Genomic DNA, 13,971 nt, shown 5'->3' on the forward strand with positions numbered 1-13,971 from the left:
CCGCCGACGGCTTGAGGCGAAGGCCGGGGAGCTCGACGCGCTCGGAGACCTCCGTGAGCAGCAGGACGTCGCAGTCCATCCTGACGATCAGGGCGAGGTGGCGAGCGTCCCAACGTTCCGCCAGGTTCCAGGTTCCGATGCGCATGGTCGCAGTGTGGCGTCAGGGGGCAGCGGGGGAGCGGTGTTCGACACGATCCCAGGGGCGTCAGAGCGCGGGGAGCAGATCTCCTGCGGAATCCCTGCGGAATTTGGGTCTCGACAGGCTCGACCACCGAAGTGGTCGGCCAACGGCAAAGGGCCCCTGACCTGCAGGTTTGCAGGATCAGGGGCCCTTTCAGACCCGGGCCGAGGCCTAGATGTCGTAGTACAGCTCGAACTCGTGCGGGTGCGGGCGGGCCTGCACGGGCGCGATCTCGGCGGTGCGCTTGAAGTCGATCCACGTCTCGATGAGGTCGGGCGTGAACACGTTGCCCTGGGTGAGGAACTCGTGGTCGGCCTCGAGGGAGTCGAGGACCGAGTCCAGGCGCGTGGGCACCTGGGCGATGTCGGCCATCTCGTCCGGCGGGAGCTCGTAGATGTCCTTGTCGATCGGCGCGGCGGGCTCGATCTTGTTCTTGATGCCGTCGAGGCCGGCCAGCAGCAGCGCCGAGAAGGCGAGGTAGGGGTTCGCCGACGGGTCGGGGCAGCGGAACTCGATGCGCTTGGCCTTCGGGTTGGAACCCGTGATCGGGATCCGGACGCAGGCCGAGCGGTTGCGCTGGGAGTAGACCAGCGAGATCGGGGCCTCGAAGCCCGGGACCAGGCGGTGGTAGGAGTTCACCGTCGGGTTGGTGAAGGCCAGCAGCGACGGGGCGTGCTTGAGGATGCCGCCGATGTAGTAGCGCGCCATGTCGGAGAGGCCGGCGTACCCGGTCTCGTCGTAGAACAGCGGCTCGCCGCCGTTCCAGATCGACTGGTGCACGTGCATGCCCGAGCCGTTGTCGCCGAAGATCGGCTTCGGCATGAAGGTCGCGGTCTTGCCGTTGCGCCAGGCGACGTTCTTGACGATGTACTTGAACTTCATGACGTCGTCGGCGGCCTGGAGCAGCTCGCTGAAGCGGTAGTTGATCTCCGCCTGGCCGGCGGTGCCGACCTCGTGGTGGGCACGCTCGACCAGCAGGCCGGAGCGCTCCATCTCGATGACCATCTCGTCGCGGAGCTCACCGAAGTGGTCGGTGGGCGCGACGGGGAAGTAGCCACCCTTGTACTTGACCTTGTAGCCGCGGTTGTCGTTGGCGAACTCGTCGCCGGTGTTCCAGGCGCCGGCCGAGGAGTTGATCTCGTAGTAGCCGGCGTTCGCCTTGGTCTCGAAGCGCACGTTGTCGAAGACGTAGAACTCGGCCTCCGGCGCGAAGTACGCCGTGTCGCCGATGCCCGTCGTGGCGAGGTACGCCATCGCCTTGCGCGCGATGTTGCGCGGGTCGCGGGAGTAGGCCTCGCCGGTGAGCGGGTCGTGGATGAAGAAGTTGACCACCAGCGTCTTCGCCGTGCGGAACGGGTCGATGTACGCCGTGGTCGGGTCCGGGAACAGCGACATGTCGGACTCGTGGATCGCCTGGAAGCCACGGATCGAGGAGCCGTCGAAGCTCAGGCCGTCGTCGAAGACCGACTGGTCGAACGAGGAGACCGGGACCGTGAAGTGCTGCATGATGCCCGGCAGGTCGCAGAAGCGGACGTCGACCATCTCGACGCCCTCATCCTTGACGTACTTGAGCAGCTCGTCGCTGTTCTGGAACATTCATCCTCCTTGGCGGCGGGTGTTCCCGCTGCCGGCAGATCAGGGTGTGGACCGGCGCGACGGTGCGCCGATCGATGCACGAACCTAATACGTCGGCGGTTTCGGGACCGTACCCACCATGTTTCCACGATGTAACAGGTGGTCCCCGCGAGGGGGGTCGAGCGCGCCATCTACGCTGCTCGGGTGAGCTCCGTGCCCTTCGAGACGACCACCTGGGCACGACGCGTGGGAGCGCTGGTGGTCGACTGGATCGCCTCCACCCTCGTCGTCATCGCGTTCGTCGGCCTCGACGAGTACGGCCAGACCGGCAGCCCGGCGCAGGCGCTGGTGCTCGGCGTCTACGTGCTGGAGTCGGCGCTCCTCACCGCCCTGGTCGGCGGCTCGTTCGGCAAGCTGGTGACCCGGCTGCGCGTCGTCCGCGCGAACGGCGACCCGCGGCCGCCCGGCCTGCTCCAGTCGCTGGTCCGCTCGGTGCTGGTGGCGCTGGTCATCCCGCCGCTGGTCTACCGGCCCGACGGGCGCGGCCTGCACGACATGGTGGCGGGGACCGCCACCGTCGACCTGCAGACCTGGCGTCGCCTGGCCGGGCGCTGACGGACCTCCCGCAGCCGGTTTCGGCTGGGTGGTCGATGGCTAGGCTGGCCGTGCCCCCTGACGAAAGGCTCCACATGTCCCGCCGCACGCTCCCTGCCCGCCTCACCGCCCGGCGCCTCGCCGTGGCTGCCGTCGCGCCCCTCGCCCTCGGCACGCTCGTGGCGTGCGGAGGTGATGACGGGGGCACGACCGCGAAGGAGCCGGCGGCCTCGTCCTCGCCCTCCGAGGAGTCCTCGGAGTCCGCCGACGCCGAGCCCACGGAGGACACCGCCGTGGCCGCGGGCGAGGAGATCGAGCCCGAGGAGTTCATGGACATCTTCGAGGCCGCGTTCGACGAGGCCACCACCGCGCACGTGACCATGGACATGAGCAGCGCCGCCGGGAGCATCGAGGCGGAGGGCGACGCCGACTACACCACGACCCCGCCCGACATGACGCTGGAGATGGGCGGCGCCGCGCTGCAGGGACAGACCATGGACATGCGCCTGGTCGACGGCGTGATGTACATGAAGATGCCGGCGATGGGCGAGAAGTTCGTCAAGCTCGACCTCAACGACCCCAACAACCCGCTCGGCCCCGGCCTGACCAACCAGCTCGACCCGCGCGGGATGTTCGACTCCTTCGGCGACAGCCTCGACGAGGTCGTCTACCAGGGCGAGGAGGACGTCGACGGCGAGACCACCGACGCGTACGCCGTGACGGTGGACGCCGAGACGGTCCTCAAGTCGCAGGGCCAGGAGATCCCGCCCGGGATCGAGATCCCCGAGCAGATCACCTACGTGATGAACTTCGACGAGGACGGCCGCTACCGGCGGATGGTCGTCGAGATGGGGGAGGCCCTCGGCGACGTGACGATGGACTTCACCGACTGGGGCGCCGACGTCACCATCGAGGCCCCGCCGAAGAACCAGGTCACCGACTTCCCCGGCGGCGGCACCGCCGCCGGCTGATCCCGCTCGCTGCTCGGCCACCGGGGGCTCGTTGGTCGAGCAGGGAAGGCGCGCAGCGCCTGACCGTTGTCGAGACCGGGTGGGCCGTCGTACGGCGGCGGTCTATGCCCTGCCTTCGCTGCGGGGGTCTCGACACCGCTCGTCGCTGGCGCTCCTCGCTGCTCGACCACCGGCTGGCCCGTGATGGTCGGTGGGCTGCGGTGGATCAGCGGCCGCGTTGGTTGCCCCGCATCCCCTTCATGCTGGTGGGGACGGGGCCCTTCGGCAGCGGGACCGCGGAGCGGCGCGCGTCGATCGCCTTGAGCCGGTTCAAGATGTCGGTGAGCTCGGGGCCCTTCACCTGGCGCCCGAGCTTCTGGACGGTGCGCACCAGCTTCGCCAGCGGGACCTCGTCCTCGCCGTTGCCGCACACGATCTCGTGGATCGGGGTGCCGGGGGCGACCCGGTCGTGCTTGCGGTGCTCGCTGGCGAGCAGCTGGCGCACGCGGGGGCCGTTGCCCTCGCCGATCAGCACGATGCCGGGAGGGCCGACCACCCGGTGCACGACGTCCTGCTGGCGGTTGAAGGCGATCGCGGGCTCGGTGACCCAGCCGCGGCGCAGCATCCGGAGGGCGGCCGCGGCCGCGCCGGGCTGCCCCTCCATCTGGGCGTACGCCGACCGCTGGGCGCGACGTCCGAACAGGATCATCGCCGCGAGCAGGCCGAAGAGCAGCCCGCCGACGACGGCGAGGATCCACTCGATGATGCCGGAGCCGGGGAGCACCTTGAAGACCGTGAAGCCGATCGCGCCGGCGACCAGGAAGGTCGCGATCAGCACCAGGCCGATCCGGGGGTCGGTCTTCTTGGTCAGCCGGTAGGTCTCGACGAGCTGCTTGCGCCGGCTCATCTCAGCCGGAGCGGTCGGGGTAGCCATGGGTGGCGCTGCCTTGTCTGTTCGAGTGGGTCGCGGTGGTCGCGCGGGGTCAGGCGGAGACGCCCTGGCGGGCGTCCATGGCCTGACGGTACAGCCGCCCGGCGCGGTAGGACGAACGCACCAGCGGGCCGGACATGACGCCCGAGAAGCCGATCTCGTCGGCCTCGGCCTTGAGCTCCACGAACTCCTCCGGCTTCACCCAGCGCTCGACCGGGTGGTGGCGCACGGAGGGGCGGAGGTACTGGGTGATGGTGATCAGCTCGCAGCCGGCGTCGTGCAGGTCGCGCAGCGCCTGGCTGACCTCCTCGCGGGTCTCACCCATGCCGAGGATCAGGTTGGACTTGGTGACCAGCCCGAAGTCGCGGGCCTGGGTGATGACGTCGAGGGAGCGCTCGTAGCGGAACGCCGGGCGGATCCGCTTGAAGATCCGCGGCACCGTCTCGACGTTGTGGGCCAGCACCTCCGGGCGCGACTCGAAGACCTCGCGCAGCAGGTCGGGCTTGCCGTTGAAGTCGGGGATCAGGTTCTCGACGCCGGTCTCGGGGTTGAGCTCGTGGATGGCGCGCACCGCCTCGGCGTAGAGCCAGGCGCCGCCGTCCTCCAGGTCGTCGCGGGCGACGCCGGTGATCGTGGCGTAGCGCAGGCCCATCTTCTGCACCGACTCCGCGACCCGGCGCGGCTCGTCGCGGTCGAGCGGCTGCGGCTTGCCGGTGTCGATCTGGCAGAAGTCGCAGCGGCGGGTGCACTGGTCGCCGCCGATGAGGAAGGTCGCCTCGCGGTCCTCCCAGCACTCGAAGATGTTGGGGCAGCCCGCCTCCTGGCAGACCGTGTGCAGCCCCTCGGACTTCACCAGGCCCATCAGCTCCTGGTACTCCGGGCCCATCTTGGCCCGGGTCTTGATCCAGGCCGGCTTGCGCTCGATGGGGGTCTCGGCGTTGCGGACCTCGAGGCGGAGGAGCTTGCGACCTTCAGGAGCGGGGGCTTGTGTCACGTGGACAAACTGTACGCCGGGGGACCAGGCCGCGGGCCGCGGCCGTGACCTCGTCCCTCGACATCTGGTAACCCTGGGGTTACCTTTTGGGGATGGACGTCTTCGGGGTGCTCGCCGACCCGCTGCGCCGCTCGCTCCTGGAGCGGCTGGCGGCGGGTCCGTCGCGGGTCGTCGACCTCGCCGCGGCGTACGACGTCTCGCGTCCGGCGATCAGCAAGCACCTGCGGCTGCTGACCGACGCCGGCCTGGTCACGGCCACCGACCGGGGCCGCGAGCGGCACTACGCGCTGCGCCCCGACGGGCTGGGTCCGGTCCGGCGCCTGCTCGACGTCCTGACCCCCGCACCGGCCGGGCCGGGCGCGGTCATGGCGCAGGCGCTCGACGCGCTGGACACCGAGGTGCGCCGCACGGTCCGCGATCGGCGCGCAGCCGAGGCGCCCGGCGTACCCGCCCGATCCGAGGAGGAGTCCGCATGACCCGCACGCCCACCGGCCGCATCGACCACGACGACGGCGTCCGCACCCTGGTCCTCACCCGCACCTTCGCCGCACCGATCGAGGACGTCTGGGCCGCGGTGACCGAGCCCGGGCGGCTGGCCCGCTGGATCGGCACGTACGACGGCGACCCGGCGTCCGGCCGGGTGTCCTTCCGGATGACGGCCGAGGACGGCGCGCCGGCCGAGGAGATGGAGATCGTCGAGTGCGTGCCCCCGCACACGCTGAGGGTCGTCTCGCACGTCGGGGAGGACCGGTGGTCCCTCGAGCTCGCGCTCGCCGAGGCCGACGGCGTCACCACGCTGACCTTCGCCCAGCCCGGCATCGACCCGGTGCAGGCCGAGAGCGTCGGCCCCGGCTGGGAGTACTACCTCGACCGGCTGGGCGCCGCCGAGACCGGGGGAGAGGTCGCCGCGATCGACTTCGACCGCGACTACTACCCGGCAATGCAGGAGCACTACCGGGCGCAGGCCACGCCCTGAGACCGGCCCTGACGCCCGCTCAGGGCACGTCGCGGCGGCGGAACGACGCCACCGACGCCACGCCGGCGGCGAGCAGCAGCACCCCGTAGTACGTCGCGCCGCTCCCCAGCGACAGATCGCGGTCGGGGTCGCACTCCGACCCCTCGGCCGGGTCTTCCGCGCGTCGGTTCCAGCAGGGCTCCGGCGTCTCGACCGAGTACGTCGTGCCGTTGCGCAGCACCGCCTCGAGGTTGCTGCCGGGCTGCCAGCGCCCTTCGAGGCCGACGACCGCGATGACCATCCCGCCGACGATCGTGAACGCGAACAGCACGCCGATGGTCGCGACCGTGCTGCGGAACAGCATCGTCAGCGCGTAGCCGGCGAGCGCTGCCGCGGCGGCGACCAGCGCGCCGCGCAGGCCGTACTCGATGGAGTCCCTCAGCACGCCGGGTCCCGGCGGAAGGTCGCGGGAGCGCGCGACCACCCCGAGCACGAGCCAGTACGCCGTCGACACCACGGCCGTGACGAGGAACGCGACCCCCGTGACCACGAGCGCCTTCGCCGCCCAGACGCGGCTGCGGCGTGGCTCGAAGAGCAGCTGGTTGCTCATCGACCCGCTGCTCCAGTCGTGCCCGACGAACGTGGTCCCGAGCAGCATCATCAGCAGCACCAGCACCGTGACCACGGTCATCCCGGAGCCGAACTCGCGCTCGTTGCCCAGGCTGAGCGGCTCGCGGGCGGTGTACCAGCCGATGACCGTGTCCTCGCACAGCTCGGCGGACTCGACGCCGAGCCGCCCTGGGTTTCGCTCGCAGCGCCGGATCTCCCGGGCCCCGTTCTCCCGGGCCGTCGCCATCTCGCCGTCGGAGACCGGGCGGGTGTTGAACGCCGTCACGGCCGCGAGGACGGCCGGGACGACGACGGCGCCCACCAGCAGCAGCAGCACGGCCCGGCGCCAGCGCAGCCGGGTGAGCTCGACCCGGAGCAGGGCGGTCACCGGCCCTCCTCGGTCCCGGACGGCGCGTCGGCGGAGGTGCCGAGGGTGTCGGCGGCGGTGAGCTGGAGGAAGAACGTCTCCAGGTCCTGCCGCATCGGGGTGAGCTCGGTGAGCCAGATGTCGGCGGCGGCCAGCGCGCGGTTCACGGCGGCGGGGTCGTCGGTGTCGACCGCGAGGTGGCCGTCGGACCCGACGGACGTGGCCATGCCGGCGGCCCCGAGCGTCGCGGCCGCCGCGGCCGGGTCGGGGACGACGACCCGGTACGCCGTCCCCTCGCCGAGCAGCTCGTCGACGGTGCCGGAGGCCAGCAGCCGCCCGTTGCCGATGATGGTGGCCGAGGTGCAGACCTGCTGGACCTCGGCGAGGATGTGCGAGCTGAGCAGCACGGTCACCCCGGCGGCGCCGAGGTCGCGGATGGTGTCCCGGATCTCCCGGATGCCGGCGGGGTCGAGACCGTTGGTGGGCTCGTCGAGGATCAGCAGGGCCGGGTCCTTGAGCAGGGTCGCGGCGATCGCGAGCCGCTGCTTCATGCCGAGCGAGTAGGACTTGAACCGGTCCTGGTCGCGGCCGGTCAGCCCGACCGTCTCGACCGCGGCGCCGACCCGCTGCTCGGGAACCCCGATCGAGCGGGCCAGCAGCTGCAGGTTCTGCCGGCCGCTGAGGTTGGGGGAGAACTTCGGCGACTCGACGACCGCGCCGACCCGGTCGATGACCGAGGGCAGCAGCTCCGGGACCGGCTCGCCGAAGAGCCGCATCGAGCCCCGGGTCGCGCGGGCCAGGCCGAGCAGCATCCGGATCGTCGTGGTCTTGCCGGAGCCGTTGGGCCCGAGGAACCCGTGCACCCCGCCGGCGGGCACCGCCAGGTCGAGGTTCTGCACGGCGACCCGGCGCCCGCCTCTCCGGCCGCGGAACTCCTTGCGGAGCCCGGTCGTCTCGATCACCAGGTCGGTCACCGGGCGATTAAAGCGGTCCGCGCGGTCGCGCGGTGCCGGAACGCGTCGATTCAGCCGCCGGACGGCGTGAGCAGCTCGATGCGCGGCCCGCGGCCGGGTTCCGGGCGGGGGTCGTAGTCCGGGGTCGGGGTGTACGGCGCCCACGCGAGCAGCGCGGCCAGGTGGCGGCGTACCGCCGGGAGGACCTCCGTGACCGGCACGTCGCGGCCGAGCTCGGCGGAGAGCGAGGTGACCCCGGCGTCGGCGATGCCGCACGGCACGAACCGGGCGTACCAGTCGAGGTCGACGTCGCAGTTGAGCGAGAACCCGTGCATGGTGACGCCGCGGCTGACCCGGATGCCGATCGCCGCGATCTTCCGCTCGGGGCCGCGGTCGTCGGCGCGCAGCCAGACGCCGCTGCGGCCCGGGACGCGCGCGGTGGCCACGCCGAGCTCGGCGCAGACCCCGATCAGGGCCTCCTCGACGCGGCGCACGTAGTCGACGACCTTGACGTGGTCGGGCAGCGTGACGATCGGGTAGCCGACCAGCTGGCCGGGGCCGTGGAAGGTGATCTTGCCGCCGCGGTCGACGTCGACGACCGCGGCGCCGCCGGGGTCGAGCGGCCGCTCGTGCGGCTCGGTGCGCTTGCCCGCGGTGAAGACCGGCGGGTGCTCGAGCAGCAGCACGGTGTCCGGCTGGTCGCCGGCCACGACCCGGGCGTGCACCTCGCGCTGGAGGTCCCAGGCGGCCAGGTAGTCGATCGCGTCCGCGCCGAGCCCGGCGTCGGTGAACCTCAGGTCGCTCACGCGTCGAGGGTACGCCCGAGGAAGTCGAGCTGGGCGGGGAGCACGCGGCGCCAGTAGCCGGAGGTGTGCCCGCCGGGCTCGAAGCCGCCGGCCACCTGCGCCGACGCGGGGAACCCCGCGACGTACTCCTCGGCGGCACGGTAGAACGGGTCGCCGGTGCCGCAGTCGACGCGCACCGCGACGCCCTCGAGGTCGCCCTGCCGGCCGAGCACCGAGAACTCCTCGTACTCCGCGGCGTCCGCGAAGCCGGACGGCGACGCGTCGTCGGGGTCGGTCCACAGCGCAGGGCTGACCGCGACCACGCCGGCGACCCGGCCCGCGCCGAGCAGGCCCGCGAGCCGCAGCGCGCCGTACCCGCCCATCGACCAGCCGAGCAGCCCGATCCGGTCGGTCGGCCCCGCCCGCAGCCCCTGCCCGGCGAGCAGGGGGAGCAGCTCGTCGACCACCATCGCGCCGGAGTCCTCGCCGGAGGGGCGCGGGTGCCAGTAGCTGTCGCCGCCGTCCACCACCGCCACGGCGTACGGCGTGCCGCCGGCGGCGGTGTGCGCGGCGAGGAACCGGTCCAGCCCGAGGCCGGGACCGAGCAGCGCGGCGTGGTCCTGCCCGCGGCCGTGCAGCGCGACCACGACCGGCAGCTCCTCCCGCCGGGCGCTGCCCGGCGGGAGGACCACCGCCCAGCCGGTGCTGGTGCCGCCGCGCGCCTCGGACACGAACGTGCCGCGCCGGACGCGACCCGGCGCGACGTCGGGCACCACGCCGTCCTCGCCGTCGAGGCCGAGCCGGGCCTGCAGCCACGGCCGCCCGGGCAGCACGCCCTGGTGGACACCCGCCCCCACGGCGGCCGCCCCCGCCGTCACCACCCCGCCGCCGACGAGGACGGCGCGGCGGGACACGTGAGGCACCCGCGCAGTCTGGCAGGTGGGGTGGGGGAGGAAGGGGAGGATTCACCGGTCGACCGGTGAATCCTCCCCTTGACCGACGGAGTTTCGTCGGTCAAGCGGAAGGTCTGTCGGTCCAGTACGCCGCGGCGTGCACGTCTCGGGCGGCGGCCTGTGGAGGAGCGGTGGCGGACGGTCGGCGTACCGCGGTAGGCCTGGGGGATGACCGCACCCCGGCTGCTGCTCGCGGCGCTCGTCGCGACGGTCCTGGCGGTCGCGACGATCAGCGTGGCGGCCCTCGTCGGTGACCGGTCGGACGCCCCGCGCGTGGCGTCGTCGGCGACCGCTGCGGCGACCGCCGCGGCGGCCCCGCGCACCGGGGCGCTCGCGGTGCTCGCCGCCTGGGACCAGCGGCGCTCCGAGGCCTGGGCGGACGGCGACGCGGCGGCGCTGGCCGACCTCTACGAGCCGGGCAGTACGGCGGGCCGTCGCGACCTGGCGATGCTCCGCGCCTGGCGCGAGCGCGGGCTGCGGGTGACCGGCCTGCGCATGCAGGTGCTCGACGCCGAGGTCATCGACACCGCCGACGCCCGGCTGGTGCTCCGCGTGACCGACCGGGTGGCGGCCGCGCGGGCGGTGGGCCGCGGTCTGGACGCGACCCTTCCCGCGGACCGCCCGACGACGCGGCGGATCACCCTCGTGCGGCACGCGGAGGGGTGGCGCGTGGCGGACGTGGTGTGACGCGTGGGACGAGCCTCCGCGAGGATGGCGCCATGAGCTCCGTGACCGACCTGAGGCTGCGCCCGCTCCGCCCCGACGACGAGACCGAGGCCGTGCAGGCGCACCACGAGCTGGCCGCGGACGGCTTCGAGTTCCTCAGCGGGTGGACGCCGGACCGGCCCTGGGCGGACCTGCTGCGGCAGTACGACGCCGAGCGCCGCGGCACCGACCTGCCCCCCGACCGGGTCCGCGCCACGTTCCTGATGGCCGAGGCCGGCGGCACGATCGTCGGCCGGGTGTCGGTCCGGTTCGCGCTCAACGAGTGGCTGGCGGCGTACGGCGGCCACATCGGGTACGGCGTGCGGCCGGCGTACCGCCGTCGCGGCCACGCCACCGAGGTCCTCCGCCAGTCCCTGGTGCTCGCACGGGACGGCGGCGTCGACCGGGTCCTGGTCACCTGCGACGACGACAACGTCGGGTCGGCGGCGACGATCGAGCGCTGCGGCGGCGTCCTGGAGGACGTCGTCGACCAGCCGGGAACGACGGTGCCGAAGCGGCGGTACTGGATCGGCTAGAGGCCCGCGCGCAGCACCGCGGTGACGTCGCGGTCGCGGAACACGAAGCCCGCGGCCTCCAGCGCCGCGGGGCGCACGTTCAGCGAGCCGAGCAGCTCCGGGGCCATCGCCCCGGCGGCCTTGTCCAGCACCGCCCGGGGCACGGTCGCGAACGCCGGCCGGTGCAGCTCCCGGGCCAGCACCCGGGTGAACTCGGCGTTCGTGGGCGTCACCGGGCAGCACAGGTTGACCGGGCCGGCCAGGGTGTCGTGCTCGGCGGCGTGCACGACCGCGCCGAGCCAGTCGTGCAGCGAGATCATCGCCATGTGCTGGCGGCCGGACCCCAGCCGCCCGCCGAGCCCGGCGCGGAACAGCAGCCGCAGCTGCTTGAGCGGCGCGGCGCGGTGGTCCATCACCGGCGCGGTCCGCAGCACGACCACCCGGGCGCCGGCCGCCACGGCGGGGTCGGCGGCTGCCTGCCACTCCTTCGTCACCCGGGTCAGCAGCGCGTCGCCCCGGCTGTCGGCGGTCTCGGTGAGCACCTCCGCGCCGTGGTCGCCGTAGTAGGAGATGCCGTTGCCCGCGAGGAACGCCGGCCGGCGCTCGGCCTCGGCGACCGCCTGGGCCAGCACGCGGGTCGTGGTGACCCGGCTGTCGCGCAGCTGCTGCGCCCACTGCTCGGAGTGCGGGTTGCCGAGCGTGGGGGAGCCCGCCAGGTTCACCACCACGTCGGCGGCGCCGACCACGGCGCGGTCGTAGACGCCGGCGTACGGGTCCCAGGTCGACTCGTCGGGACCGTCCGCAGGACGACGGACGAGGGTCGTCACGCGGTGCCCGCGCGCCCGCAGCTCGGCGACGAGGGAGCTGCCGAGGAACCCGGAGGCGCCGGCGACGACGACGGAGAGGGGCGGCATGCCGCCAGCCAACCACCGGCCACCAAGACCTCGGGCACCCGGCCCGGACGCAGCTGGGCCGCACAGCCCGGAGGCTGCACGGCCCAGCGTGGGACCACCCTGGGGGCGGTCGACGGGTCAGACGTCGAAGACGCCGGCCTCCAGCCGCTTCTTCACGTCCTGCAGGAAGCGGCCCGCGTCGGCGCCGTCGACCAGGCGGTGGTCGTACGTCAGCGCGAGGTAGACCATGTGCCGCACCGCGATCGTCTCGCCCAGGTTGGCGTCGTCGATCACGACCGGGCGCTTGACCACCACGCCCGGGCCGAGGATCGCCACCTGCGGCTTGTTGATGATCGGGGTGTCCCACAGTGCGCCGGCGCTGCCGAGGTTGGTGATGGTGAAGGTGCCGCCACCGAGCTCGTCGGGACCGATCTTGTTGGTGCGGGTGCGCTCGGCGACGTCCGCGATCTTCTTCGCCAGGCCGGCGATGGAGAGGTCGCCGGCGTCCTTGACGACCGGGGTCAGCAGCCCCTTCTCGGTGTCCACCGCGAACGCGACGTTCTCGCGGTCGTAGTAGGTGATCTCCCCGGCGTCGGTGTCGATCGTCGCGTTGAGCTTCGGGTGCTCCTTGAGCGCGTCGACCGCCGCCTTGGTGAAGAACGGCAGGTACGAGAGCTTGACGCCCTCCCGGGCCAGGAAGTCGGCCTTCTTGGCGTCCCGCAGCCGGGCGACGTTGGTGACGTCGACCTCGACGACCTGGGTGAGCTGGGCGCCGGTCTGGAGCGAGTCGACCATCCGCTCGGCGATGATCTTGCGCAGCCGGCTGATCTTCTCCGTGGTGCCCCGCAGCGGGGACGGCGTGACCGACGGGGCCTGCGCGCCGGACGACGCGGCCGGGGCGGCGGCGGCCGCGGGTGCGGCGGCCGGAGCCTCCTTGGCGCGCGCTGCCTCGAGCACGTCCTGCTTGCGGACGCGGCCGCCCACACCGGTGCCGCTGACCGTCGACAGGTCGACGTCGTGCTGCGCCGCGAGCTTGCGCACCAGCGGGGTCACGTAGCCCGCGGCGTCGGACGAGCCGCCCTCGGAGCGGGCGGACCCACCCGACTCGCCGCCGGTGTCCCGCGTGGTCGGGGACTGCGAGCTCGGCGCCGGGACGTCGTCGTCCTGCTTCGGCTCCTCGGCCTTCGCAGGGGCCGGCTCGGGCTCCTTCGCCTTCGCGGGCTCCGGCTCCGGCTCGGGCTCCGGCTCGGGCTCCGGCTCCGGCTCCTTCTGGGGCTCGGGCTCGTCGTCCTGGCTGGGCGCGGCGTCCGCGTCGCCGATGATCGCGAGCTCGGCGCCGACCTCGACGGTCTCGTCCTCCTGGACCTTGATCTCGATGAGGGTGCCGGCGACCGGCGAGGGGATCTCGGTGTCGACCTTGTCGGTGGAGACCTCGAGCAGCGGCTCGTCGACCGCGACCTCGTCCCCGACCTGCTTGAGCCAGCGGGTGACGGTGCCCTCGGTGACCGACTCGCCGAGCGCGGGCAGCGAGACCGCGGTACCGGAGCCGCCGGACGGCTTCGTGTCGGCCTGCGGCTTCTCGGCCGGCTCGTCGGACTTCTCCGACTCGGGGGTCTCGTCGCCCGGGGGCAGCTCGCCCTTCTCGTCGGCGATCTCCTGCTCCTGCTCCGCCTTCTGCTCGGCGTTCTCCTCGTCCTGGGGCTGCGCCTCGGGCGTGGCCTCCTCGGGCTCGGCGTCGGAGCCCTCGTCGGAGCCGGCGGACTCGCCCTCGTCACCGATGACCGCGAGCACCGCGCCCACCTCGACGGTGTCGTCCTCGTCGGCCTTGATCTCCAGCAGCGTGCCGGCGACGGGGGAGGGGATCTCCGTGTCGACCTTGTCGGTGGAGACCTCCAGCAACGGCTCGTCGACCGCGACCGAGTCGCCGACCTGCTTGAGCCAGCGGGTGACGGTGCCTTCGGTGACGGACTCCCCGAGGGCTGGGAGGTTGACTTCGGTGGCCAATGGAGTT

At 72.9% G+C, this 13,971-nt stretch carries 15 protein-coding genes; 6 read left to right on the top strand and 9 right to left on the bottom strand.

What is annotated here, in order from left to right; genetic code table 11:
* Positions 1-352: 352 nt before the first annotated feature.
* A complete protein-coding gene (glnA, locus tag H4O22_RS08410; protein WP_182526548.1) occupies positions 353-1,777 on the bottom strand; it encodes a type I glutamate--ammonia ligase in 1,425 nt (474 codons plus the stop codon).
* Positions 1,778-1,960: 183 nt separating this feature from the next.
* Between glnA and H4O22_RS08415 the strand changes: the two genes are divergently transcribed.
* The gene (locus H4O22_RS08415; protein ID WP_244963162.1) at positions 1,961-2,371 is read left to right on the top strand and encodes an RDD family protein; all 411 of its coding nucleotides are present in this window, start codon (positions 1,961-1,963) and stop codon (positions 2,369-2,371) included.
* 74 nt (positions 2,372-2,445) lie between these two features.
* The gene (locus H4O22_RS08420; protein WP_182526549.1) at positions 2,446-3,321 is read left to right on the top strand and encodes an SCO4651 family lipoprotein; all 876 of its coding nucleotides are present in this window, start codon (positions 2,446-2,448) and stop codon (positions 3,319-3,321) included.
* Positions 3,322-3,526: 205 nt separating this feature from the next.
* On the opposite strand, the gene H4O22_RS08425 is transcribed toward H4O22_RS08420, so the two are convergent.
* Positions 3,527-4,234 (bottom strand): DUF4191 domain-containing protein, encoded by a 708-nt coding sequence (locus H4O22_RS08425; RefSeq protein WP_182526550.1) that lies wholly within the window; start codon positions 4,232-4,234, stop codon positions 3,527-3,529.
* Positions 4,235-4,283: 49 nt separating this feature from the next.
* Positions 4,284-5,225, bottom strand: coding sequence for a lipoyl synthase (gene lipA / locus H4O22_RS08430; protein WP_182526551.1), 942 nt, complete (start codon positions 5,223-5,225; stop codon positions 4,284-4,286).
* Positions 5,226-5,317: 92 nt separating this feature from the next.
* On the opposite strand from lipA, the gene H4O22_RS08435 reads away from it, so the two are divergent.
* Positions 5,318-5,701 carry an ArsR/SmtB family transcription factor gene (locus H4O22_RS08435; protein WP_182526552.1) on the top strand — a complete coding sequence of 128 codons (384 nt, stop codon included), beginning with the start codon at positions 5,318-5,320 and terminating at the stop codon, positions 5,699-5,701.
* A complete protein-coding gene (locus H4O22_RS08440) occupies positions 5,698-6,201 on the top strand; it encodes an SRPBCC family protein (protein WP_182526553.1) in 504 nt (167 codons plus the stop codon). The genes H4O22_RS08435 and H4O22_RS08440 overlap by 4 nt, the downstream gene beginning before the upstream one ends.
* 19 nt (positions 6,202-6,220) lie before the next feature.
* On the opposite strand, the gene H4O22_RS08445 is transcribed toward H4O22_RS08440, so the two are convergent.
* The 4 genes from H4O22_RS08445 to H4O22_RS08460 are packed head-to-tail and all read right to left on the bottom strand — an operon-like array spanning position 6,221 to position 9,817.
* Positions 6,221-7,177, bottom strand: coding sequence for a hypothetical protein (locus tag H4O22_RS08445; protein ID WP_182526554.1), 957 nt, complete (start codon positions 7,175-7,177; stop codon positions 6,221-6,223).
* Positions 7,174-8,130: an ABC transporter ATP-binding protein gene (locus tag H4O22_RS08450; RefSeq protein WP_182526555.1), complete on the bottom strand. Its 957-nt coding sequence runs from the start codon at positions 8,128-8,130 to the stop codon at positions 7,174-7,176. Before H4O22_RS08450 ends, H4O22_RS08445 begins: the two co-directional genes overlap by 4 nt.
* A 50-nt stretch (positions 8,131-8,180) precedes the next feature.
* Complete coding sequence (gene lipB / locus H4O22_RS08455; RefSeq protein WP_220451324.1) at positions 8,181-8,915, bottom strand: lipoyl(octanoyl) transferase LipB; 735 nt, start codon at positions 8,913-8,915, stop codon at positions 8,181-8,183.
* A complete protein-coding gene (locus H4O22_RS08460; protein ID WP_182526556.1) occupies positions 8,912-9,817 on the bottom strand; it encodes an alpha/beta hydrolase in 906 nt (301 codons plus the stop codon). The genes lipB and H4O22_RS08460 overlap by 4 nt, the downstream gene beginning before the upstream one ends.
* A 198-nt stretch (positions 9,818-10,015) precedes the next feature.
* Here H4O22_RS08460 and H4O22_RS08465 point away from each other — a divergent pair, with 198 nt between their 5' ends.
* On the top strand, positions 10,016-10,534 hold the full coding sequence (locus tag H4O22_RS08465) for a hypothetical protein (protein WP_182526557.1): 519 nt from the start codon (positions 10,016-10,018) through the stop codon (positions 10,532-10,534).
* Positions 10,535-10,566: 32 nt separating this feature from the next.
* Complete coding sequence (locus H4O22_RS08470) at positions 10,567-11,088, top strand: GNAT family N-acetyltransferase (RefSeq protein ID WP_182526558.1); 522 nt, start codon at positions 10,567-10,569, stop codon at positions 11,086-11,088.
* Here H4O22_RS08470 and H4O22_RS08475 read toward each other — a convergent pair.
* Positions 11,085-11,981, bottom strand: coding sequence for a TIGR01777 family oxidoreductase (locus H4O22_RS08475; RefSeq protein ID WP_182526559.1), 897 nt, complete (start codon positions 11,979-11,981; stop codon positions 11,085-11,087). The genes H4O22_RS08470 and H4O22_RS08475 overlap by 4 nt on opposite strands.
* A 117-nt stretch (positions 11,982-12,098) precedes the next feature.
* Positions 12,099-13,964 (bottom strand): 2-oxoglutarate dehydrogenase, E2 component, dihydrolipoamide succinyltransferase, encoded by a 1,866-nt coding sequence (gene sucB / locus H4O22_RS08480; protein WP_182526560.1) that lies wholly within the window; start codon positions 13,962-13,964, stop codon positions 12,099-12,101.
* Between the last annotated feature and the right edge of the window lie 7 nt (positions 13,965-13,971).

The organism is Nocardioides dongkuii, assembly GCF_014127485.1.
GTDB lineage: Bacteria > Actinomycetota > Actinomycetes > Propionibacteriales > Nocardioidaceae > Nocardioides > Nocardioides dongkuii.

Bases quoted from the DNA above. Each gene is read 5' to 3' on its own strand.
- H4O22_RS08440 (WP_182526553.1), top strand. From the start codon at position 5,698: ATGACCCGCACGCCCACCGGCCGCATCGACCACGACGACGGCGTCCGC.
- H4O22_RS08425 (WP_182526550.1), bottom strand. From the start codon at position 4,234: ATGGCTACCCCGACCGCTCCGGCTGAGATGAGCCGGCGCAAGCAGCTC.
- H4O22_RS08465 (WP_182526557.1), top strand. From the start codon at position 10,016: ATGACCGCACCCCGGCTGCTGCTCGCGGCGCTCGTCGCGACGGTCCTG.
- H4O22_RS08435 (WP_182526552.1), top strand. From the start codon at position 5,318: ATGGACGTCTTCGGGGTGCTCGCCGACCCGCTGCGCCGCTCGCTCCTG.
- H4O22_RS08420 (WP_182526549.1), top strand. From the start codon at position 2,446: ATGTCCCGCCGCACGCTCCCTGCCCGCCTCACCGCCCGGCGCCTCGCC.
- glnA (WP_182526548.1), bottom strand. From the start codon at position 1,777: ATGTTCCAGAACAGCGACGAGCTGCTCAAGTACGTCAAGGATGAGGGC.
- H4O22_RS08470 (WP_182526558.1), top strand. From the start codon at position 10,567: ATGAGCTCCGTGACCGACCTGAGGCTGCGCCCGCTCCGCCCCGACGAC.
- H4O22_RS08475 (WP_182526559.1), bottom strand. From the start codon at position 11,981: ATGCCGCCCCTCTCCGTCGTCGTCGCCGGCGCCTCCGGGTTCCTCGGC.